The following is a 23,364-nucleotide window of genomic DNA, read 5'->3' on the forward strand; positions in this document are numbered from 1 at the left end:
GAAAGCCAAGGTTATACATGGAAAACACTGAAAAGCTGAAGAACAGTAAAGAGATCGTTGCCTACCTGGTCGAGAAGTTCCCGGCCTGCTTCATCGCTGAAGGAGAGGCCAAGCCGCTCAAGATTGGCATCTTCCAGGATTTGGCCGAGCGTCTCGCTGACGATGCCAGAGTCTCCAAGACCATGCTGCGCTCTGCACTGCGTCAATACACCTCCAGCTGGCGTTACCTGCATGGCCTCAAAGCCGGCCAGGCCCGTGTCGATCTGGACGGCAACCCGGGCGAGCTGCTCACCGAAGAGCACATCGAACACGCCAAGCAAGCGCTGAAAGAGAGCAAAGAGCGTGTCTTTGCCAGCCGTCGCACCAACAATAAAGAAGAGAAGGCCAAGCAGCCCCGTCGTCCTGCCCCGCGCAAGGCTGATGCTGCCGCCAAATCTGACAAGCCCAAGGCCGCACCCAAGGCAGTCGTTGCCGATGCGCCTCTGGTGAAGGTCGATGCCGCCAATCTGAAAGTGGATCAGGGTGTCAGGGTCGTGCTGGGCAAGTCTCCGGTGCCGGCGACCATCAAGGAAGTGACCAAGGATGACGTTCAGGTCCAACTGCAGACCGGCATGATGCTGCAGGTCAAATTTGAGCATCTGGTTCTCTAAGGAGACAAATGTTGAAGCATGGCGTAATTCGTTTTTCCCTCGTTGCCTGTAGCCTGGCGCTTGCCGGGCTTGCACAGGCCATCGAGCCGGTGCTCAAGGAAAGTGATTTGCCTGTGTTGGCTCAAGAGAGCCAACATGCTACGGCTAGCAAGCGAATTGCCAATCTGTTTACCCGCTCGCATTACAAGCAGTTCAAGCTGGACGATGCCTTTTCCTCCGTGATTTACGACAAGTATCTGGAGAATCTGGACTACAGCCGAAACCTGTTTTTGGCCTCTGATATCAGCCGCTTTGAAAAGTACCGTAACGGCTTTGACACCGATCTCGAAAGAGGACGGCTGGCGCCTGCTTACGAGATGTTCAATCTGAGTCAGCAGCGGCGCTATGAGCGGTTCGAATACGCCCTCAAACTGCTCGATACCCCTTTCGATTTTACCCAGCCCGACAATTACCTCTTTGATCGGGAAGGGGCGGCTTGGCACAAAGATGAAGGCGAACTCAACGAGTTGTGGCGCCAGCGGGTCAAGTTCGATGCCCTGAGCCTCAAGCTCAGCGGCAAGGAGTGGCCCGAGGTCAAGGAGCTGCTTGGCAAGCGTTACAACAACGCCATCAAGCGGATGTCCCAGACCGAGAGCGAGGATGTGTTCCAGCTCTTCATGAACTCCTTCGCCCGTGCCATCGAACCGCACACCAGTTATCTCTCCCCGCGCAGCGCCGATCGCTTCAATACCGAGATGAACCTCTCGCTGGAAGGCATCGGAGCCGTGTTGCAGGCAGAGGATGACTTTACCGTCATTCGCTCCCTGGTGCCGGGTGGCCCGGCTGCCAAGTCCAACCACCTCAAACCCGATGACAAGATCACCGGGGTAGGGCAGGACGATGGCAAGATTGTCGATGTGATTGGCTGGCGTCTTGATGACGTGGTCGAGCTCATCAAGGGACCCAAAGGCAGCAAGGTCAAGCTGGAGATCCAGCGCGGCAAGGGCGCCGGCGTCAAGACCGAGCAGATCGAGCTGACCCGCGACAAGGTGCGCCTGGAAGACAGGGCCGCCAAGTCCAAAGTGATCACAGCGGAAGGCAAGAAAATTGGGGTGCTCGAAATCCCGAGTTTCTACGTCAACCTGCACGATGACGTGATCAAGGAGATCTCCAGCCTCAACAAGCAGAAGATCGAAGGCCTGATCGTCGATCTGCGCGGCAACGGCGGCGGTGCGTTGACCGAAGCCTCTGCCCTGAGCGGTCTCTTCTTTGCTGGCGGGCCCGTGGTGCAAATTCGTGATCACATGGGCCGTATCACGGTCAATGGCGATGACGATGGCAACATCTATTACGGTGGCCCCATGTCGGTGATGATCGACAGGTACAGCGCGTCTGCATCCGAGATCTTTGCCGCCGCCATGCAGGATTATGGCCGCGCCCTGATCCTCGGCGAAAACTCGTTCGGCAAAGGCACAGTGCAGCAGCATCGCAGCCTCGCCAAGGTCTATGACTTCTACGAGCAGCCACTGGGTCACGTGCAATACACCATTGCCAAGTTCTACCGGATCAACGGTGGCAGCACCCAGAACAAGGGCGTCGCTCCCGATATCGGTTTCCCCACTGCGGTAGCACCGGATGAGACGGGTGAAAGTCGCGAGTTCAACGCCTTGCCCTGGGACAAGATTGCCTCGGCCAGTTACGAAAAACTCGGTAACTTCGCCAGCCTCTTGCCCAAGCTGAAAACGGCCCACGAGGCACGGATCGCCAAGGATCCCGAGTTTGCCTATGTGATGCAGGACATCGCCGACTACAAGGTGGAGCAGGACAAGAAGTCTGTCTCCCTCAATGAGGCGGAACGTCTGGCAGAGCAGGCCAAGCAGGACGAGAATGCGCTGTTGCGCACCAACGAACGTCTGGCACGCCTTGGCAAACCTGCGGTGAAGAGCCTCGACGAATTGCCGGCGGATTTTGAAGCCCCCGACGAGTATCTGATCGAAGCGGCCAATATCACGGCGGACCTGGCCAAACTCAGCAAACAAGGCTGACGTTGGCTTGGCAATAACAGGTACACAAGGGCGACTCAGGTCGCCCTTTCTTTTGCCTGAATGCAAACTATTTGACCCTGCCAACCGGTTGTGACAGCCTCTGACACGTCAATTACAAGCGTGGAAGCAAACAATAATGACCGATCACTCCCAGGCCATGACGGCCAAATATCGCCAGGATTATCAGGCTCCGCTCTACTGGATCGACAGCATCGATCTGGATTTTCAACTGCAGGAGCCGCTGACCCAGGTCACCGCCATCTCCCGTCTGCGCCGTAACGGTGAACATAATGAGCCGCTGGTACTGGATGGTGAGGGGCTCTCCCTGCACAGTGTCAGCGTGGATGGCGTGCCTTATCAAGAGTACGAACAGGGGGAGAACACCCTGACCCTGTTCAACCTGCCGGCCGAATGTGTGCTGACCATAGTCACCCTGCTGGATCCTGCCGCCAACACGGCGCTGGAAGGACTCTACAAGTCAGGTGATGCCTACTGCACCCAGTGCGAGGCCGAAGGTTTTCGCCGCATCACCTATTATCTGGACCGCCCCGACATACTGGCCCGTTACAGCACAAGGATCACTGCCGACAAGGCCAAGTATCCCTTCCTGCTTTCCAACGGCAACAAGGTCGACTGCGGTGAGCTGGATGGCGGTCGCCACTTCGTGCAGTGGCAGGATCCCTTCCCAAAACCGAGCTACCTGTTTGCCCTGGTGGCCGGTGACTTTGATGTAGAGCGCAGCCACTACACTACCAAGAGCGGCCGCAAGGTAGCCCTCGAGATCTTCGTTGACAAGGGCAACCTGGACAGAGCCGGTTTCGCCATGGAGAGCTTGATTAACTCCATGCGCTGGGACGAGCAGCGCTTTGGCCTCGAGTACGACCTCGACATCTATATGATCGTCGCGGTGGACTTCTTCAACATGGGCGCCATGGAGAACAAGGGGCTGAACGTTTTCAACTCCAAGTTCGTGCTGGCCAACCCGGCCACCGCCACCGACAGCGATTACCATGGTATCGAGCGGGTCATAGGTCACGAATACTTCCATAACTGGACCGGCAACCGGGTCACTTGCCGCGACTGGTTCCAGCTCAGCCTCAAAGAGGGTCTGACGGTGTTCCGGGATCAGGAGTTTTCTTCCGATCTGGGATCCCGTGGTGTCAACCGCATCAACAATGTGCGTACTGTGCGCGGTCCGCAGTTTGCCGAAGATGCCGGCCCCATGGCCCACCCCATTCGCCCGGATGTGGTGATCGAGATGAACAACTTCTACACCCTGACCGTCTACGAGAAAGGGTCGGAAGTGATCCGCATGCTGCATACCCTGCTGGGAGAAGACAATTTCCAGGCGGGTATGCGCCTCTATTTCGAGCGCTTTGACGGTCAGGCAGTGACCTGTGATGATTTCGTGCAGGCGATGGAAGATGCCTCCGGTGTGGATCTCGGTCGGTTCCGCCGCTGGTATAGCCAGTCCGGCACCCCTGAGCTGACAGTGACGGATGAGTACGATGCTGCCAGCGGCGTCTATCGCCTGCATGTGAGCCAGCACACGCCGCCGACTCAGGATCAGCCGCAGAAACTGCCGCTGCACATCCCCCTCGACATTGAGCTGTATGACCAAAATGGCGCCGTCATCCCGCTGCAATATCAGGGCAAGGAAATAGGCCAGGTGCTTGACGTGCTCGAAGCAGAGCAGACCTTTATCTTCGATAAGGTGCCAGTCAAGCCGGTTCCCTCTTTGCTGCGGGACTTCAGCGCGCCGGTCAAGCTGCATTATGACTACAGCGACGAGGCACTGGCCTTCCTGATGCGTCATGCCCGCAACGAATTTGCCCGTTGGGATGCGGCCCAGATGTTGATCAACAAGGCGGTGATGGCAGGGGTTGTGCAGGTGCAGCACGGACAGGGAGTCGATGTCTCCGAGACCCTGCTGGCAGCCTTTGTCGCCATCCTGGATGACGCCTCGCTGGATCCGGCACTCAAGGCCGAGATCCTTGCCCTGCCGGGGGAAGCTACCCTGGCCGAGCTGTTCGAGGTGGCCGATATCGATGCCATCCATCAGGTGCGGGATGCTATTCATGCTCGTCTTGCCGCCGCGTTCGGCGCTCGGCTGGCAACCACCTATGCGAGCCTGCAACTGCAAGGCTATCAGGTGGTGCATGCCGATATGGCCAAGCGTGCGCTCAAAGGGGTTGTGCTCGGTTATCTGGCGGCACTGGATGCCGCGCACGCTGATGCGCTGGTGCGCCAGCAATACGCCAATGCCGACAACATGACCGATACCCTGGCGGCGCTGCAGGTGGCCAACGGCTATCTGCTGCCGTGCCGTTCCGAACTGCTGGCCGATTTTGAAGGCAAATGGGCCAGGGATGGGCTGGTACTGGATAACTGGCTGCGACTGGTGGGCAGCAAACCGGCGACCGATGTCCTCAGTGAGGTTCGTCATGCGATGGCCCATCCCACCTTCAGCATTCGCAACCCGAACCGGCTGCGAGCACTGATCGGCAGTTTTGCCATGAGCAACCAGGTGCAGTTCCATGCCATCGATGGCAGTGGTTACCGTTTCCTGACCGATATCCTCATCGAGCTCAATGAGGTCAATCCCCAGGTTGCTTCTCGCCTCATCACACCGCTCATTCAGTTCAAGCGACTGGATGAAGGGCGCAAGGCCCTGATCCGCGCAGAGCTGCTCCGGCTGTTCAACCTGGACGGACTGGCACGGGATCTGTTCGAGAAGGTGAGCAAGGCGCTACAGCAGTAAGTGTTGACGGGGCAGGGGAGCCTGGCTCTCCTGCCTTTTTGTTGAAAACACCATCGAGCAAGGCACCGCAGTGACCGCATCATGGTCGGGCGCTATCGAGAAGGAGTCAGTGTTGAAGCAGTTTACCTTTCGGCTGTCACTCAGTAGCGATGACATACTGTTGATGTATCAGGGGCACGCCAGGCGGCTGGTGGTGCGTACCGAACAGGGGCTCACCATAGAGCTGGCCTTGGAAAAAATCCGGCCATTTGTCACTATCAGTGGGGTATACGGCTATTTTCGGCTGAAAACACAGGATGATTATCGCTTTATCAGCCTGGAACGCATAAGTTAACAAAATTCGAACAGGATCCCGAGTAATTATCTGCTTTCAGTCACTATCTATCCGGTAAATCCGTAATCACCCAGTGGGATTTTCTGTTTTTTGCCAAATTGACAAAATATTTCACAGCTCAAGCCGTGATCTGTCCCTTGTTTTTAACAAGTCGTTATCACCTTTGCTCGCCTTCCTTGATCCAAGACATTACACTTCGCAGCAACTCTGTACCGGTGGGCATCCAGGGTGGATGTCTTTCCGTCGGTGGTTCATGTCGTCCGATAAGGAATATAGCAATGGCATTGAAAGACGCCCCTACCTCAGTTCTGCTCGAAAACGTTCTCAGCCTGATCCATCAGAAGTTGCCCAAGAAGAGTGCCTCCCTGGTCGAATGCTTCGTTGCCAAGTTCTATGGCAACATGGCCAGCACCGATCTGCACGATCGCAATGACAGCGATCTCTACGGCGCCGCGCTCAGCCTGTGGAATGCGCTCAACCAGCGTACCAGCACACAACCCTACATCCGGGTCTACAACCCCGAGCTGACCCGCCACGGTTGGCAGTCTCCCCACACCATAGTCGAGATCATACTGCAGGATTCTCCCTTCCTGGTGGACTCCATCCGGATGGCACTCAAGCGTCTGAACATCACGGCGCACATGATGCTGCACCAGCCGTTGCACCTTATTCGTGGCAACGAAGGCAAGATCAGCGCCATTCTGGATCTCGACAATACGGCCGGACAAACTTCGGTCGAAACCGCCTTCCTCATCGAGATCGATCACCTGACCGGTGATGAGCAGATGGATGCGCTGGCTGCCGAGCTCAACTCGGTTGCCGGGGAAGTGGCACTGGCGGTGGGGGACTGGCAACCCATGCTGGGTCGCCTGAACGAGATCATCGACGAGCTGCCCAAGCGCAAGAACCCGGTCAGCAAGGAGGAGGTCAACTCCTGTGTGGCTTTCCTCAAGTGGGTCGCTGCCCACAACTTCACCCTGATGGGATATCGCCGCTATGACGTCAAGGCGGTGGAGGGAGATCACGAGATACTGCCGCTGCCGGAATCCAGCCTGGGTCTGATGAAGAACTCCATCAAGGATGAAGGGCAGCGCCTGGGCAATATGCCGGCCAGTGCCCGCCATGCTGCGTTGAGCTCCGATCTGCTTATCCTCACCAAGTCAAACAGCAAGTCCCGCGTCCACCGCCCTGCCTATGTGGATTACATCGGCATCAAGCGCTTTGACGAGCACGGCAAGGTAGTAGGGGAAGATCGTTTCATCGGTCTCTACGCTTCTTCCATCTACAACACCAGTGCTACCCAGATCCCGCTTATCAGCCACCGGCTGGAACGCATCATGGCCTCCTCCGGTCATGAGAAGGGTTCACACGCCTACAAGGCGCTGCTCAACGTGCTGGAAACCTACCCCCGCGACGAGCTGATCCAAGCTCGCGAAGAGGAGCTGCTGGCAACGGGCCTCGGTGTGCTGGAGATGCAGGAGCGGGACATGTTGCGCTTGTTTGTGCGCCGCGACGTCTACGGTCGTTTCTTCTCCTGTATGGTCTATGTCACCAAGGAGCGCTACAACACGGCGCTGCGAGTCAAGACCCAGCAGATTTTGCAGAAATATTTCGGCAGCAGCGAAGAGGTGGAGTTCAACGTCTACTTCTCCGAAGGCGTGCTGGCGCGGACCCAATACATAGTACGGGTCAACAATAACAACGTGGATGTGGACGTGAACGAAGTACAGAACAACCTGATTGAAGCGGCCCGCAGCTGGGATGACCGACTCGACTCCGTGCTGCTCTCCCATTATGGCGAGGCCCGCGGCAATGCCTTGCGTGGCCGTTTCAGCAGCGCCTTCCCCCGTGCCTACAAGGAAGATGTACTGCCGGGCTCCGCCGTTGCCGACATCATGGCGCTGGACAATCTGAGCGAAGCCGAACCGCTGGGCATGCTGTTTTACCGCGCTCAGGAAGAAGAGAACGATCGCCGGGTTCGCCTCAAGCTGTTCCATCGCACCGAGCCCATTCACCTCTCCGATGTGCTGCCCATGCTGGAAAACATGGGGCTGCGGGTGATCGGTGAGACCCCGTATCAGGTGCGTACCCCTTCAGGGGATATATTCTGGATCCTCGACTTCTCCATGCTGCTGCGCGGTGAACAGCCCTTTGATCTGGAGCAGAGCCAGCAGCGCTTCCAGGAAGCCTTCGCCGCCGTCTGGAACAAGGGACTGGAAGATGACGGCTTCAACCGTCTGGTACTGGGGGCCGGCCTCACGGGTCGTCAGGTTTCTGTGCTGCGTGCCTATGCAAAATACATGCGCCAGACCGGTGTCTCCTTCAGCCAGTCCTATATCGAAGAGACGCTTACCCGTTATCCTGACATCGCCCAACTGCTGTTTACCCTGTTCGAGCAGCGCCTCGATCCTGCTGGCAAGCAAGATGCCAAGGTACAGGCCAAGCTCCATGATCAGTTGGCGGCCAAACTGGATCAGGTCGCGAACCTGGACGACGATCGCATCATCCGCCGCTTTGTGGAGATGATCGACGCCACCCTGCGTACCAACTACTACCAGCTGGACAAGGCTGGGCAGATCAAGCCCTACATCTCCTTCAAGCTGGCACCGGCCAGCATTACCGACATGCCGTTGCCGCTGCCCAAATTCGAGATCTTCGTCTACTCGCCGCGGGTGGAAGGGGTGCATCTGCGCTGGGGCAAGGTGGCCCGTGGCGGCCTGCGCTGGTCCGATCGCAAGGAAGATTTCCGCACCGAGGTACTGGGTCTGGTCAAGGCGCAGCAGGTGAAGAACACCGTCATAGTGCCGGTGGGCGCCAAGGGCGGCTTCTACTGCAAGCAGATGCCGGTGGGGGCCGCCCGCGCCCTTATCCAGGAAGAGGGCAAGGCCTGTTATCGTCTGTTTATCCGCGGTCTGCTCGATGTGACCGACAACATCATTCAGGGTGAGGTGATCCCGCCCAAATCCGTGGTGCGTCACGACGAGGATGACTACTACCTGGTGGTGGCGGCTGACAAGGGGACAGCCACCTTCTCCGACATCGCCAACGAGATAAGCCAGGAGTATGGCCACTGGCTGGGCGATGCCTTCGCCTCCGGCGGCTCGGTCGGTTATGACCACAAGAAGATGGGGATCACGGCCCGTGGTGCCTGGGAATCGGTCAAGCGTCACTTCCGTGAAATCGGCATCAATTGCCAGACCACCGACTTCACCTGCGTAGGGGTGGGTGACATGGCCGGCGACGTGTTCGGCAACGGCATGCTGCTCTCCGAGCACACCCAGCTGGTGGGTGCGTTCAACCATATGCACATCTTCATCGACCCGACCCCCGATGCAGCCAAGAGCTTCGTCGAACGCAAGCGCCTGTTCGAACTGCCTGGCTCCAGCTGGGATGATTACAACCGTGACCTCATCTCGGCAGGGGGTGGAATCTTCCTGCGCTCGGCCAAGTCCATCAAGCTGAGCCCGCAGATCCAGACACTGCTTGGTACCGACAAGGCCAGCATGGCCCCGAACGAGCTGATCAAGGCGCTGCTCTGTCTGAATGTGGACCTGCTCTGGAACGGCGGTATCGGTACCTATGTGAAGAGCGCCCGCGAGAGCGACGCCGAAGTGGGGGATCGCAGCAATGATGTACTGCGGGTCAATGGTCGCGACCTGCGTGCTCGCATCGTCGGCGAGGGTGGCAACCTGGGCTTTACCCAGCTCGGTCGGGTGGAATACGCCAGCCAGGGTGGGCGCATCAACACCGACTTCACCGACAACGTGGGCGGGGTGGATTGCTCCGACAACGAGGTCAACATCAAGATCCTGCTCAACCAGCTGGTGGCTGCCGGTGATATGACCCTCAAGCAGCGTAACCAGATGTTGTATGAGATGACCGACGATGTAGCGCAAATTGTCATTACCAACGCCTACCGCCAGTCCCAGTCCATCTCGGTCACCAGTTTCCGTGGCACCGAGCAACTGAAAGAGCAGCAACGCTTCATCCAGGGGCTGGAGCGCGAAGGCAAGCTGGATCGGGGGCTGGAGTTCCTGCCATCCGATGAGGAGCTGTCCGAGCGGATGGCGGCAGGGCAGGGCTTGACCCGACCCGAGCTGGCGGTGCTGGTGGCTTATGGCAAGATGGTGCTCAAGGAGCAGCTCAACTGCCCTGAGATAACCGAGGAGCCTTTCCTGGCCAACATGCTGGTCACCAGCTTCCCGGCCAAGTTGCAGCAGCAGTTTGGTGCAGCGCTTGCCCAGCACCCGCTGCGTGGCGAAATCATTGCGACCCGGGTGGCCAACATGCTGGTCAACGACATGGGGCTCAACTTCGCCAGCCGGATGAAGGACGAGACCGGTGCCTCTGTGGCGGAAGTGGCTTGCTGCTTCGCCATGGCCCGTGAGGTGTTTGGCCTGGGGGCCCTGTGGCGTGACATCGAAGGGTGTGACAACCTGGTGGATGCCCAGACCCAGCTCGAGCTGATGTTCTACAGCCGCCGCATTGTGCGTCGTGCTACTCGCTGGTTCCTGCGTGCCCGCAATCGCAGCTGGAGCATCGCTGAGAACATCGCTTTCTTCCGCCCGGCGTTCGAGACCCTGGGCTCGCACCTCTATGAGGTGATGGACGAGAGTGAAGTGGTAGAGCACAGCCAGGCCGTGGCAGCCCTGGTGGCCAGACAAGTGCCCGAGTCCATCGCCCGTCAGGTGGCCCACATGAGCAGCCTCTTCTCCAGCCTGGATCTGGCGCAGATTGCCGCTGAGCACAAGACCGACATACTGCGTGCCGCCAATGTCTACTATCGTCTCGGTGCCAAGCTGGATCTGCACTGGTTCCTTGAGCAGATCAACCATCAGCCGGTGGGCAACCACTGGCAGGCAATGGCACGGGCATCGTTCCGTGAAGATCTGGACTGGCAGCAACGCAGTCTCACATCTGTGGTACTGGAAGGGTGCAAAGAGCAGGGAGAATGCGCTACCATACTGGCCGACTGGATTTCGGAGCATGAGCAACTCTTGTCCCGTTGGACCCATATGTTGGCCGACTTCAAGACCACGAGTACCCACGAGTTCGCCAAGTTCTCGGTGGCCTTGCGAGAGTTGAACCTGCTCCAGTTGAATTGCCGAACCTCGGCATAACCCCGAAAGCCCCGGCCAGTTGCCGGGGCTTTTTTAAGGAGCAAAAATGTTGTACCCCCTCGCCAGGCATTTCTTGTTCAAGTTCAATCCCGAACAGGCACACGATCTCTCCATCAAATATTTGCCCCGCCTTCTCGGTACGCCACTTGATTGTTTCTTCCGCCATTCATTGCCCAAACGCCCCGTCACTGTCATGGGGCTTTATTTTGCCAATCCGGTCGGATTGGCAGCCGGGCTGGATAAAGACGGGGAGTGCATCGATGCATTTGGGGCCATGGGGTTTGGCTTTATAGAAGTCGGTACCGTCACCCCCAAACCCCAGAGTGGCAATGACAAGCCCCGTCTGTTCCGGGTTATTCCGGCAGAGGGGATCATCAACCGCATGGGATTCAACAACAAGGGTGTCGATCATCTGGTGGCGCAGGTCAAGAAAGCCAAATACCAGGGTGTCATCGGCATCAATATCGGGAAGAACAAAGACACTCCCATAGAGCAGGGCAAAGACGATTATCTGATCTGCATGGACAAGGTCTATGATCATGCCGGCTATATTGCCGTCAATATCTCTTCCCCCAACACTCCGGGCCTGCGTTCGCTCCAATACGGTGATGCCCTCGATGAGTTGCTCGCAGCCCTCAAAGTGCGTCAGCAAGAGCTGGCCGCCCAATATAAAAAGTACGTGCCGCTCGCCGTTAAAATTGCACCGGACTTGAGTCTGGATGAAATTAATCAGGTCGCTGCATCCTTGATCAAAAACGGGATCGATGGCGTTATTGCCACCAATACCACCCTGGATCGGGAGATGATCTATGACATGCCCCATGCCGGTGAAGCCGGTGGCCTCAGTGGGCGTCCGTTGCAGCACAAGAGCACAGAGGTTATTCGCCAGCTGGCCAAGGCTCTGGACGGTGCTCTGCCCATCATAGGGGTAGGGGGTATCGACAGCGCCATGGCTGCGCGGGAGAAGCTCGCTGCGGGTGCCAGTTTGGTCCAGATTTATAGCGGCTTTATTTATAAGGGCCCGAGTCTGGTCAAAGAAATTGTGACTCATATTTAAGAAATAAACGGGTGCCCTTTATTTAAAGTTGCTGAAATTCTCGACATGGAATAAAGTCGAGTAACGACTTTCAGTAAGGGCACCCCCATGTGTATCCAACCCAATGACAATTGGCAGTGGCATTATGATGCTCATGATGATCGTCTGATGCTGGATTTATCCGATCGCATGATATTCGCGACCGAATATAAAGGGCGACAATTGGTGCCCAGCTCCTTCACCACTCAGCCTTTTTGTGTGGATGATGCTGCCCTCTATTATCAATTGATGGACAAAGTTGTCGAACTCGACTGGAGTACGCCACATCAGGTCCAGCTGGTACTCAATGCCATCGCTGTCAGTCGCTTTTATAAACCACTGATGCCACAAAGCTGGTTCTTTGGTGAGGTCCACCCCTTTATTATTCCTGAAACCGGATCCTTGGTGTGCATGAATACACCTCATGGCAAGGGGGAGTTCATGGTGATCGAAGCAGGTGAACAGGCCAGCGTGTGCCTCAATCTGACCGAGGATCTGATACTGACAACCAGCAAGAACCTGCCGCGCTTTGGTGTGATCAAGGTGATGAACAACCGCATGACCGCCAGAGTTGCAACCCAGACACAATATCGTCAGGTGAGCTGACACCCATCCAAGTAAACGTGCTTAATATTTAGTCTGATTTTGCTCGTCCGATATTTTTTTGCTCCCTTTGTTGTTGCTCCTCAATGCCCCTCCTATTTGGTGAATAGCCCTTTTCTGTCGCGCCATAGTACTTTTTGCCTAACAAAAAAGCCCTCCTACCAAACATGATAAGAGGGCGTAAAACACACACGACAGAAGGAATGGATGGTTTGTTTCAACAGCCGGGTCATGTTAGAGGGAATTGTTTCTTCTGAAACCTGACAGATATGACAGTCCGGCATAAATAGGCTATCGCTAGCCAGCGCCCAAAAAATAGCCCTCCCGGTTTACGGACGATAACGGGAGGGCAAAACACGGGGTTACAGAAAGGACTTGCTCTGTCGGAAAGATAATAACGCAATGAGTTTTGTTTGACGCCTGTCAGATATGGCAATCCCTGTGAAGAACGGTAGGCCATTCATACCCGGATATAGAAGCCATTACCTAGCGTCTTGCTCTGACGAGGCAATGAATATCCGGGACCATCTGATGACCGCTCGTCTATAGCTGACCCACAAGCTGACCCACATGAGCATCACATCTCCATCAGGTTCCTATATGTCAATTGGCCAAGCCTTCTTGCGTATGCCAGATAAATGGGGGGTGGGGAGCAAGCTGGCCTGTACCTGTCTGTCGCGCCAGCGCGAAGCTTTTGCTGCTCCGGATCGGCTCTTAAGGTATAATGCGGCACTATTTTTATGGCATCCCCGTGAGCGTGATGAAAGAATTTTTTGCAACCTGCCCCAAGGGGCTGGAAAACCTGTTGGCCGACGAGCTGACCACCCTGGGCGCAGAGCAGGTCCGTGAGACTGTCGCCGGCGTTCACTTCAAAGGCGAACTGGCCATTGGTTACAAGGCCTGTCTGTGGAGCCGTTTTGCTTCCCGCATCGTGTTGGTGCTGTCCGAATTCCAGATGAACGACGATCTGGATCTCTATCTGGGCGCCCACACTATCCCCTGGGAAGAGCACTTCTCCGGCACCTCCACCATAGCGGTGGACTTTACCGGTACCAACCCCGCCATTCGCAATACCCAGTACGGTGCGCTGAAGATCAAGGATGCCATTGTTGATCGCTTCACCAAGCGCGGTCATGTGCGCCCGGATGTGGACAAAAAGGCGCCGGATATTCGCATCATGGCGCATCTGGGCAAAGGCAAGGCCAATATCACGCTGGACTTGTCAGGCCCGGCGCTGCACCAACGTTTCTATCGTCAGGGCACAGGCGAAGCACCGCTCAAAGAGAACCTGGCCTGTGCCATGATTGCCCGTAGCGGCTGGGCCGGTGAGCCCATGATGGACCCCATGTGTGGTTCCGGCACCTTGCTGATCGAAGCGGCCTTCATCGCCGCCGACATGGCGCCGGCGCTGCGCCGCGAGCGCTTCGGTTTCGATCGCTGGCTGCAACACGATAGCGAACTCTGGCAGAGCCTGATGATGGAAGCCCAGGTGCGCGCCAAGCGTGGCATGCAACGCTGCGAAGTTAAGTTGTTTGGCTGCGATGCCGACCCCCGTGTGCTCATGAAAGCCCGCGACAACGCCAAGGCGGCCGGTGTGGCCCACCTCATCACCTTTAAGCAAGCCGATGTGACCCAGCTTGAAAATCCGCTGCCGATGCCAGCCGTTGTTGAAGGGGAAGTGAGTCAGGAGGAAGCCCGTCAAGTCGGCATGCTTATCTCCAACCCGCCCTATGGCGAGCGTCTCGGCGAGTTTCCGGCCTTGCTCGAAGTGCATCAGGCACTCGGCGATGCCTTGCGTCGTGGCTTCCAGGGCTGGCGTGTCTCGATTCTCTCTGCCTCGCCCGAGCTGCTGAGCTGTCTGCGTCTGCGTGCCGACAAGCAATATCGTCTGTTCAACGGGGCGCTTGAATGTCAGCTGCGCAACTACCAGATTGCGCTGGACTCCGTGGCCTCCCAGAAAGAGGTGGCGCAGGACTTTGCCAACCGTCTGCGCAAGAATCTTAAAACCCTCGAGAAATGGGCGAGCAAAGAGGGCATCGACTGCTACCGCCTCTACGATGCGGACTTGCCGGAATACAATGCTGCCATCGACCGCTATCAGGATTACCTGGTGGTGCAGGAGTACGCCGCGCCCAAAGACATCCCCGCCCAGAAGACCCGCCAGCGTCTGCTCGACATGGTGCAGGCCGCCATCAAGGTGACCGGCATGGACGGCGAGAAGGTGATCCTGAAGGTGCGCGAGCGTCAGGAGGGCAAACAGCAGTATCAGAAGCTCGCCGCAGAGCAGCACCGGATGGAAGTGCAGGAGTACGGTGCCCGTCTTTGGGTCAACCTCTACGACTACCTGGATACCGGCCTTTTCCTTGACCACCGTCAGACTCGCCGCATGCTGGGCCAGATGGCCAAGGGCAAGCGCTTCCTGAACCTGTTTGCCTATACCGGCAGTGCCACAGTGCATGCGGGTCTGGGCGGTGCCAGCGAGACCACCACGGTCGACATGTCTCACACCTATCTGAACTGGGCGCAGGACAACATGCGTCTCAACTCGCTGGTGGGCCGTCAGCACAAGTTTGTTCAGGCTGATTGCCTGAAGTGGCTGTCGGAAGCGGATGATCAGTACGACCTCATCTTCATCGATCCGCCCACCTTCTCCAACTCCAAGCGGATGGACGAGAGCTTCGATGTGCAGCGCGATCACCTGCTGCTGATGCAGCACCTGAAGCGCCTGCTGGCGGCCGATGGCACCCTGGTGTTCTCCAACAACAAGCGTCACTTCAAGATGGATCTGGCCGGGCTCGAGGCTGCTGGCCTCAAGGCGCAGAACATTACGAGCAAGACCCGACCGAAGGACTTCGAGCGCAACCAGCATATCCATAACTGCTGGATCATCACCCACGCCGAGGCGCCAGCGGAGGCTTGATGCTGACCCTGTTTCACACCGACGGCTGCCACCTGTGCGAACAGGCATGGCAGCTGGTGGAAGAGGCCGGAATGGCCAGCCAGACCCGCCAGTGCGACATCATCAATGATGCCGAATGGCTCGCTGCTTATCGGGTACGCATTCCGGTGCTGCGCGATGAGGCCGGCCGCGAGCTGGGCTGGCCCTTTACGTTGGCAGAACTCGGTGTCTGGGTAACTGCGCAGGCCAGTCACGGCTGAGCACGAATAGAGAAAAAGGGGGGCAGAGAGTATCTGGCCCCGCTTTTTTCATCAGGTAATAAGGAAGAAACATGGCTTTATTAACATTGCACGGCGCTTGTCTGTCGTTCAGTGATTTCCCGCTGCTCGACAATGCCGAGCTCAGCATTGAGCGCGGTGAGCGTCTCTGTCTGGTCGGGCGCAACGGGGCGGGCAAGTCCACCCTGATGAAGATCATTGCCGGCGAACTGCCGCTCGATGACGGGCGCATGGTACAGCAGCAGGATCTGAAAGTGACTCGCCTCGAGCAGGATCCGCCTGCATCGAGTGACCTCACTGTGTTTGACTACACGGCCGAAGGGCTGGCCGGTGTCGGCGAGCTGCTCAAGAAGTATCACCATATCTCCATGGAGCTGGCCCACGATCCGAGCGATGCCAACATACGCATCATGAGCGATCTGCAAGAACAGCTCGACTATCAGAATGGCTGGCAGTTCGAGACCCGCATCAGCCAGGTGCTGACCCTGCTGAACCTCGATCCCGACGCAACCCTGGACAGCCTGTCCGGTGGCTGGTTGCGTAAAGTGGCCCTGGCCCGTGCGCTGGCCTGCGATCCGGATCTGCTGCTGCTCGATGAGCCGACCAACCACCTGGATATCGAAGCCATCAACTGGCTGGAAGATTTCCTCAAGGATTTTCGCGGCGCCATCGTCTTCATTTCCCACGATCGGGAGTTCATCCACAAGCTGGCGACCCGGATCATCGATCTCGACCGCGGCGTGATCACCTCCTGGCCTGGCAACTACGACGAATATCTGCAGGGCAAGGAAGAGGCACTGCGGGTTGAAGAGCTGCAACATGCCGAGTTCGATCGCAAGCTGGCCCAGGAAGAGGTGTGGGTACGTCAGGGCATCAAGGCGCGCCGTACCCGCAACGAAGGGCGCGTTCGTGCCCTTGAGGCGATGCGGATGGAGCGTTCCCAGCGTCGCGAGCTGCAGGGCAAGGCCAAGCTGCAAATGGACGATGTGAATCGTTCTGGCAAGCTGGTGTTCGAAACCGAAGGGCTGGGGCTGGACTTCGGCGATCGTACTCTGTTCCAGGGGCTGGATCTGCAAGTGCTGCGTGGCGACAAGATCGCCCTGGTGGGGCCCAACGGTTGCGGCAAATCGACCCTCATCAAGCTGCTGCTGGGCCAACTCGAGCCCAGCCGTGGTCTGGTCAAGGGGGGCACCAAGCTGGAAGTGGCCTACTTTGACCAGTATCGCGATCAGCTCGATCCCGAGCAGACGGTGATGGACAACGTGGGGGAGGGCAAGCAGGAAGTGATGGTGCGCGGCCGTTCCCGTCACATTCTGGGTTACCTGCAGGACTTCCTGTTTGAACCCAAGCGGGCACGTACCCCTGTGAAAGCCTTGTCAGGGGGCGAAAAAAACCGTTTACTGTTGGCCAAATTGTTCTTGAAGCCCAGTAATTTACTGATCCTCGATGAACCAACCAACGACCTGGATGTCGAAACGCTGGAATTGCTGGAAGAGCTGCTGGCGGACTATCCTGGCACCCTGTTGCTGGTCAGTCACGATCGTCGCTTTATCGACAATACAGTGACAGGTTGCTGGTTGTTTGAAGGGGATGGACGTATCAGCGATTACGTGGGCGGTTATGCCGACATGATGGCGACGCGGGCCCAGCAGAGCACACAGCTGGCGGCAAAAGCGGCTCAGGTCAAAACGCCAGAGCCTGTCGCTGTGGCAAGCCCTGCTGCCTCTAAAGTCAAAAAACTCTCTTACAAGTTGCAGCTGGAGCTGGATAATCTACCAGCCCGACTGGAACAGCTGGAGACTGAGCTGAATGCCCTGCAGGCAGAGGTAAACCATCCCGGTTTCTTCGCGTTGCCGAGCGATCAAACCCAGCTCAAACTGGATGCCCTGAATGCAGCAGAGGCTGCATTGGAACAAGCCTTCTCCCGTTGGGAGGAGTTGGAAGCGTTGAAACATCAGGACTAAGGAAGTAGATGAAAAAGCAATTATCCATGCTGGCCATTCTGGTCAGCGCCAGCCTGCACGCCCAGGCGGCACAAAGCCCCTTTTTCACCATTGTTGACGGGTCTGACAAGGGATTCGCCAGCGCGATCAGTGCCGATGGCAACGGGCTCGTCGGGATCAACACCAAAAACAACATGGCCGATCACTTCTCGACCGTACGTTTCGCCGACTTCCTGGTCGATCGTTTCCGTTTTGAGCAGGGCTGCATGCTCTCCAACTCGGTTTGCAACGCCTTCTGGAACGACAAGAGCAACTTTGCGTATCAGTGGCGTGTCGACTTTCTGGCCAAAACCGATCAGCGCAGCAATGTGGGTGACCTAGTCAGCAACGAAACTGATGGTTTGGTTACCGCTTTGGGTGACGTAGCAGGCACTCGTGTGGGCTACAAGATGGATGGCAAACTGCGCACCGCATTTGCCATCGTCGAGGAAGGCAACGCCGTCAACCTCAAGGATGGCGCCAGCACCCACAGCCTGAGCGTGCCGACCAGCATCAAGAAACTGGACAACGGCCAGTACCTGGTGACCGGTACTGCCGCCACCGGCAAGACCATTGCCGTCAATTCCGAGACCTACAACTGGTGCTTCGCCGGTAACGACGGCCAGTATGGTGACTACCGCTACTGCCCGGGCCTCAACACCCAGGCCAGCTTCTGGTTGCTCAACAGCACAGGCACCTTCAACAAGTTGATCCAGGCCAATGAGTATTCCCGTGGCCGTAACGAAGTGATCCAGACTGCGTCTGCACTCGGGGTTGGCAACGTCAATGGCAGCTTGTTCGGTGTGGGCTACTCCTCTACCGGTGAAATTGGCACCAACTACCTGGATGGCCGCAACCTGGCGGCATACTGGACGCTGGATCTGGCCGGTGGCAAGGTCGGTACCACCCAGACCATACCGCTGGCCGAAGGCGAGCCGGGCAAGGATGACGCCAAGCTGCAACACAGCTGGGCTGTGGCGGTCAACGACAACGGTTATGTGATTGGCAACCAGCTCTATCGCATCAACAAGGGGCAGAATCGCCCGGTCGAGATGTTCGTGTTCAACTTGAACACCAAGCAGACGGCGAGTGTGCCGTTGCAAGACAGCCCAATCAGCGGTGCAGGCTCGGAAGCTGCCGCCATCAACAACCACAACATGGTCGTGGGCTGGCGTGACTCTCGTCACCAGACCCAGCCAGTGGTCAATGGCACCAATCGCATGCAGGAAGGTTTCCTGCTCAATGCTGCAACCAGCAAAAATTGGTATCTGAACGACCTCATCTGCGGGCTGGATGATGCCGGTGCCAAGCAGTGTGCCCAGAACGGCTACTACTACCACATCGCGTATGCCAGCGGCATCAGCACGGATGGTACTGTCGCTGCGACGGCTTTTCGCTATAACAGCGAGAGCGATCTCAACAATCGTACCAATTCCACCATCGTTAGCGTGAAGCTGACGCCAGCCGTTGCCGATTACAAGAACAACGAGCCTGCAAGCTATGTGGTTGCGAATGCGCCGGTCAATAACCAGACTGGTCAGGATGGTGGCAGTGGTGGTGGCAGCCTGTTCTGGTTGACTCTGCTGGCCCTGCCGTTTACCTGGCTGCGCCGTTACCAACGATAAAATGGGATGTCACTAAAAATTAATGTGGTTCAGTGTCTTGTGTCACAATGACCGGATAGCATGACATTTTTTGTTTGACCCTGCCCATCTCGTGGGGTAAAGATGAAAGCGACCGATGAAAAATTGGTCGCTTTTTTTGTTCCACGAAGAGGGTCGTAGATGATGAAGAGACAAAAACGGGACCGTCTGGAAAGAGCTCGCGCTCGTGGTTATCAGGCTGGCGTGGTCGGCAAACAGAAAGAAGCGTGTCCGTACCAATGCCTGGATGCCCGAGGGCATTGGCTTGGTGGTTGGCGAGACGCCATGGAAGGGCGGGGTTCAGGCCTCTTCATGAAGTAATTGGTACTTCATCACTCATTACAAAAGGAAAGGGGCCATTGAGGCCCCTTTACGTTACCACTAAATCAGTCGATCAGAATGCAGTGGTATCTTTGAACAGACCTACTTTCAGATCGCTGGCGCTATAGATGGGACGGCCATCGACTTCCACGACGCCATCGGCGATCCCCATGACCAGCTTGCGGTTGATGACACGCTTGAAGGTGATCTTGTAGGTCACTTTCTTGGCGGTCGGCAGGATCTGGCCAGTGAATTTCACTTCACCTACACCCAGTGCACGGCCTTTACCCGGACCGCCTTTCCAGCCGAGGAAGAAGCCGACCAGTTGCCACATTGCATCCAGACCCAGACAGCCTGGCATAACGGGGTCACCCGGGAAATGGCAGTCAAAGAACCAGAGGTCCGGCGTTATGTCGAGCTCTGCCAGGATCTCGCCCTTGCCATGCTCACCACCGTTGTCGTTGATCTTGACGATGCGATCCATCATCAACATGTTGGGGGCGGGCAGCTGACTGTTACCCTCACCAAATAATTCGCCACGGCTGCAGGCGAGCAGCTCTTCACGGGTAAACGAGTCTTTGCCTTGTTCACACAGGGAAAGGCGGGGATCAATGGTGGTATTGTCTACGGTCACGCTGTTTATCCTTCATATGGGTCAAAGCCGGGCCAATTTAGCGTACACTTGTGCGCTAAACAACTCCGATCTCTTCTTTATTACAGGCTGAACAACCGGCCCAGCAGGCGGCGGATCAAGCCCCCCTTGAACGCGGTGCCATTCAGTTCGTCCAGTCGCTGCTGGATCCGGCCAAACAGGGTATCCGGCATGTCCGGCTCACCCGCTACACAGCCAGTCAGCAGCTCGATGGCCTCTTCCACATGGTCCACCGGATGAATGTGGAACTGACCTGCTTCGACGGCGGCAATCACCTCGTCGGATAGGTTCAACTGCTGGATGTTGGTGCCCGGCAGAATGATACCTTGCTTGCCTGTGATGCCATGGATCTTGCACACCCGGAAGAAGCCTTCAATCTTCTCGTTCACACCACCTACCGCCTGCACATTGCCGAACTGATCGACCGCGCCGGTGACGGCAAAGTGTTGATAGATGGGCTGGCGGGCGAGGGCAGAGAGGAGGGCGCACAGGCCGGTCAGAGAGGCGCTGTCACCATCGATCTCATGATAGGACTGCTCGAAAACCAGATTGGCAGAGAGCGGCGAGGGGGTTTCTGCACCAAATTTGTTGGAGAGATAACCATGAATGATCATCATCGCCTTGGCGTGGATATGGCCAGCCAGCTCAGCTTTTCGTTCGACATCCGCAATGTCGCCATCGCCCAGGTGCACGGTCGCGGTGAGACGTACAGGTTCGCCAAAATCATAGGGATGACCCGAGACCTGAATGACGGACAGACCATTGATCTGGCCGATCTCCTCACCATCGGTTTGCAACAGGATCTGGCCGTCAATGACGCCCTGATCAGACTGTTCAACCAGATAATTCAGGCGGTAGTCCTGCTCTTCAAGGGCCAACCGGATATGCTCATCAGTCACGGTTTCGGCTTCCATTTCGCGAGCCAGGCTGTCCGCCATGCGCATGATGGCACTGAGCTGTATCTCGGACAGAGAGAGCCACTCCTGATGGTCACACAGGCGACTGGCATGGCGACAGAGGGCGGCGAGGGCGGCCGGGGTGAAGTCCAGCAGTGTCCAACGCTCGCGTAACCATGCCAGATACTGCAGAAATTCAGGCAGGTCTTCATCAATGTTGACCTCTGATACCAGATCCGCACGAAGGAAGATGCGCTCGGACATGTCCCTGTCCAGCATCTGGAACTCGGATACCTCGAGGCGGTCACCGACCAGGATCAGCTTGAGCTTGATGGGGGTCGCTTCCGGGGTAAAGAAGGGAGTCAGGGTCTTGCCTTCCTGATAGGCGTTCCAGTCCAGCTCGCCTTTCTGAATGGCATTCTTGAGCTTGAACCAGAGGTGAGGCTGATCCAGCAGCTCGTCGAGTTGCAATATCAGATAACCGCCATTGGCCTGACGCAGCAGACCCGGCTCCAGCAGATGCTGGTTGGCGTAAACAGAGCCTTGTTCGGTCTGATAGTTGATGGAGCCGAACAGGGTATCCCAGTTCAGATCCCGGCCATAAATCACCGGAGCTTCCTGATCTTCATGGTGGATCAGCAGGTTGATGAGCACAGGGTGCTGGAATTCGAGTCCTTGAGCCACATGGGCCGCCAGATCGGAAAGAAAGTCATCGATCTTGGGATCGTTGTTCTGCTTGCGCATGATGCGAGTGACCAGACGCTCGGCATCCAGATGGTGGCTCATCAGTTTGAGCAGTTCGCCAACCATTTCGCAAAACTCGATGCCGGTACCAGGTTGCAGACGTAACCAGATCGGTTTGAACGGGTTGTTCAGGTTTTCCGTATAGCAGAGATCAAACAGGTCACCATCCTTGCCATTGGAGGCGGCGATCAATGTCTGGCACACACCTTCATAGTCAGCGCCGGGGAAACCATTGAGCAGCATGACCGGGCAATCACCATCAAAACTGGCGAGGCGCTTGATGCCGGAAATCACTCTGGGTTGCAAGGCGGCGAAGGGAATGGGTTCTAGCTCGCTAAGTGCAGGGAACTGTTCAATCGCGAAAGCGGGTTTTAGTTGTTCTGATGTTAATTCAGCCACTTAAGATATCCGGTCGGAGATAGGATCATTTGTTTCCATTATACACAGTTCAATTTACGGGAACAGAAAACAAGATATTAAATTTAACATAATATACATTATGCGCAGTCATGCCTGGTAGGTAGCACAAAGGGGCCGAAGGCCCCCTTGGTTCGTTCTGATGCCGATAAGTAGCTTTATCGGCATAACTTAACGTCTGCGAGCGATTAGCATCATACTCATCGGCTAGCACTACAAGTCTCACATTGAGCCTAACCCAGAGTCACCCTAGAGAAGCTCAGAGACCTCAAAGACAGTGAAGGCGACGAGCGGCAATGACCTCAATAGGCTTCATAACCCCCTTCTTTATTGTGTATATTGAGGCTCGCGGGGAACCTGTGTGTCTGTACAGTTTAGCCGTTCTGGTAACTAAATAGGAGAATTTGATGAGTCGTAACAATGATGGTTCAGAAGCGCTAGTAATCAGTGGCGGTATACTCGCCCTATTCACTTTGGGAATTGTGTCGATATTCGGTGTGCCTTGGAAGGTGGCTATAGAGACCGTGCCAGGCATGTTGATGTGGGTAGTGCTTTTCGGATTTACAGTTTTCCTGCAAAAAGAAGACATTTTGGGGAAATTCAGCGATACATGGCCCCTGTTGCTGGGGGGCATGGTATTGGCGCTATCTCCTATTCTCAATCACTGGGCCGGTGGTCGTAATGGTGAGCCACTATTTATCGAACCTGCATGGTATGGTAAGTCATATTGGCAGTTTATTATGGGAATATCCATTGCAGCAGCAGGGTTCGGATTTAAGTGGTGGAGAAGGGATCGCTACTAGTAAACAGAGGGCCATAACGGCCCTTTTTGTTATATGCCGCTTGCCCATGGATAGCGTGAACATGGTTGTCTGGGGATTTCCCCCGTATTACTGCCCCGTACGTTCGTTAGAGATAACAAGCGATGACATGGCCATTGGCCACGCCATTGGCCACGCCATCGG

The 23,364-nt window shown here is 56.5% G+C and carries 15 protein-coding genes; 13 read left to right on the forward strand and 2 right to left on the reverse strand.

From position 1 onward, the window contains the following. Positions 1-17: 17 nt before the first annotated feature. From proQ to rmf, 12 genes are all read left to right on the forward strand, one after another. Positions 18-650 carry an RNA chaperone ProQ gene (proQ, locus tag AXW79_RS14580; RefSeq protein ID WP_005315631.1) on the forward strand — a complete coding sequence of 211 codons (633 nt, stop codon included), beginning with the start codon at positions 18-20 and terminating at the stop codon, positions 648-650. Between the two features lie 8 nt (positions 651-658). Beyond that, a complete protein-coding gene (prc, locus tag AXW79_RS14585) occupies positions 659-2,674 on the forward strand; it encodes a carboxy terminal-processing peptidase (protein ID WP_005315633.1) in 2,016 nt (671 codons plus the stop codon). 136 nt (positions 2,675-2,810) lie between these two features. Next, positions 2,811-5,435 carry an aminopeptidase N gene (gene pepN / locus AXW79_RS14590; RefSeq protein ID WP_005315644.1) on the forward strand — a complete coding sequence of 875 codons (2,625 nt, stop codon included), beginning with the start codon at positions 2,811-2,813 and terminating at the stop codon, positions 5,433-5,435. Positions 5,436-5,547: 112 nt separating this feature from the next. Next, a complete protein-coding gene (locus AXW79_RS14595) occupies positions 5,548-5,769 on the forward strand; it encodes a DUF2835 domain-containing protein (RefSeq protein WP_005315647.1) in 222 nt (73 codons plus the stop codon). A gap of 278 nt (positions 5,770-6,047) precedes the next feature. Beyond that, positions 6,048-10,889 (forward strand): NAD-glutamate dehydrogenase, encoded by a 4,842-nt coding sequence (locus AXW79_RS14600; protein ID WP_005315650.1) that lies wholly within the window; start codon positions 6,048-6,050, stop codon positions 10,887-10,889. 46 nt (positions 10,890-10,935) lie between these two features. Continuing rightward, complete coding sequence (pyrD, locus tag AXW79_RS14605; protein WP_005315654.1) at positions 10,936-11,946, forward strand: quinone-dependent dihydroorotate dehydrogenase; 1,011 nt, start codon at positions 10,936-10,938, stop codon at positions 11,944-11,946. Between the two features lie 87 nt (positions 11,947-12,033). Further along, positions 12,034-12,570, forward strand: a complete 537-nt coding sequence (locus AXW79_RS14610; protein ID WP_005315669.1) for a cell division protein ZapC — start codon at positions 12,034-12,036, stop codon at positions 12,568-12,570. A gap of 721 nt (positions 12,571-13,291) precedes the next feature. Further along, the gene (gene rlmKL, locus AXW79_RS14615; RefSeq protein WP_005315674.1) at positions 13,292-15,487 is read left to right on the forward strand and encodes a bifunctional 23S rRNA (guanine(2069)-N(7))-methyltransferase RlmK/23S rRNA (guanine(2445)-N(2))-methyltransferase RlmL; all 2,196 of its coding nucleotides are present in this window, start codon (positions 13,292-13,294) and stop codon (positions 15,485-15,487) included. Then, positions 15,487-15,726, forward strand: a complete 240-nt coding sequence (locus AXW79_RS14620; protein WP_005315677.1) for a glutaredoxin family protein — start codon at positions 15,487-15,489, stop codon at positions 15,724-15,726. Before rlmKL ends, AXW79_RS14620 begins: the two co-directional genes overlap by 1 nt. A gap of 71 nt (positions 15,727-15,797) precedes the next feature. Next, positions 15,798-17,708, forward strand: coding sequence for an ATP-binding cassette ATPase Uup (gene uup, locus AXW79_RS14625; RefSeq protein ID WP_011898688.1), 1,911 nt, complete (start codon positions 15,798-15,800; stop codon positions 17,706-17,708). A gap of 8 nt (positions 17,709-17,716) precedes the next feature. Continuing rightward, complete coding sequence (locus AXW79_RS14630; protein ID WP_005315688.1) at positions 17,717-19,351, forward strand: DUF3466 family protein; 1,635 nt, start codon at positions 17,717-17,719, stop codon at positions 19,349-19,351. Between the two features lie 159 nt (positions 19,352-19,510). After that, the gene (gene rmf, locus AXW79_RS22360; protein WP_005315693.1) at positions 19,511-19,690 is read left to right on the forward strand and encodes a ribosome modulation factor; all 180 of its coding nucleotides are present in this window, start codon (positions 19,511-19,513) and stop codon (positions 19,688-19,690) included. 73 nt (positions 19,691-19,763) lie between these two features. Here rmf and fabA read toward each other — a convergent pair whose 3' ends face one another. Next, a complete protein-coding gene (gene fabA, locus AXW79_RS14635; RefSeq protein ID WP_005315696.1) occupies positions 19,764-20,324 on the reverse strand; it encodes a 3-hydroxyacyl-[acyl-carrier-protein] dehydratase FabA in 561 nt (186 codons plus the stop codon). 80 nt (positions 20,325-20,404) lie between these two features. Further along, entirely contained in the window at positions 20,405-22,381 is a 1,977-nt protein-coding gene (locus AXW79_RS14640; RefSeq protein ID WP_011898689.1) for a Lon protease family protein, read from the reverse strand. A 425-nt stretch (positions 22,382-22,806) separates the two neighbouring features. Here AXW79_RS14640 and AXW79_RS14645 point away from each other — a divergent pair, with 425 nt between their 5' ends. Then, a complete protein-coding gene (locus AXW79_RS14645) occupies positions 22,807-23,202 on the forward strand; it encodes a hypothetical protein (protein ID WP_005315702.1) in 396 nt (131 codons plus the stop codon). The last annotated feature ends 162 nt before the right edge of the window (positions 23,203-23,364 follow it).

Source organism: Aeromonas salmonicida subsp. salmonicida (genome assembly GCF_001643305.1).
GTDB lineage: Bacteria > Pseudomonadota > Gammaproteobacteria > Enterobacterales > Aeromonadaceae > Aeromonas > Aeromonas salmonicida.

Coding starts and splice junctions, on each gene's coding strand:
- proQ (WP_005315631.1), top strand. CDS start 18: ATGGAAAACACTGAAAAGCTGAAGAACAGTAAAGAGATCGTTGCCTAC.
- prc (WP_005315633.1), top strand. CDS start 659: ATGTTGAAGCATGGCGTAATTCGTTTTTCCCTCGTTGCCTGTAGCCTG.
- pepN (WP_005315644.1), top strand. CDS start 2,811: ATGACCGATCACTCCCAGGCCATGACGGCCAAATATCGCCAGGATTAT.
- AXW79_RS14600 (WP_005315650.1), top strand. CDS start 6,048: ATGGCATTGAAAGACGCCCCTACCTCAGTTCTGCTCGAAAACGTTCTC.
- pyrD (WP_005315654.1), top strand. CDS start 10,936: ATGTTGTACCCCCTCGCCAGGCATTTCTTGTTCAAGTTCAATCCCGAA.
- AXW79_RS14610 (WP_005315669.1), top strand. CDS start 12,034: ATGTGTATCCAACCCAATGACAATTGGCAGTGGCATTATGATGCTCAT.
- rlmKL (WP_005315674.1), top strand. CDS start 13,292: ATGCGGCACTATTTTTATGGCATCCCCGTGAGCGTGATGAAAGAATTT.
- AXW79_RS14620 (WP_005315677.1), top strand. CDS start 15,487: ATGCTGACCCTGTTTCACACCGACGGCTGCCACCTGTGCGAACAGGCA.
- uup (WP_011898688.1), top strand. CDS start 15,798: ATGGCTTTATTAACATTGCACGGCGCTTGTCTGTCGTTCAGTGATTTC.
- AXW79_RS14630 (WP_005315688.1), top strand. CDS start 17,717: ATGAAAAAGCAATTATCCATGCTGGCCATTCTGGTCAGCGCCAGCCTG.
- rmf (WP_005315693.1), top strand. CDS start 19,511: ATGATGAAGAGACAAAAACGGGACCGTCTGGAAAGAGCTCGCGCTCGT.
- AXW79_RS14645 (WP_005315702.1), top strand. CDS start 22,807: ATGAGTCGTAACAATGATGGTTCAGAAGCGCTAGTAATCAGTGGCGGT.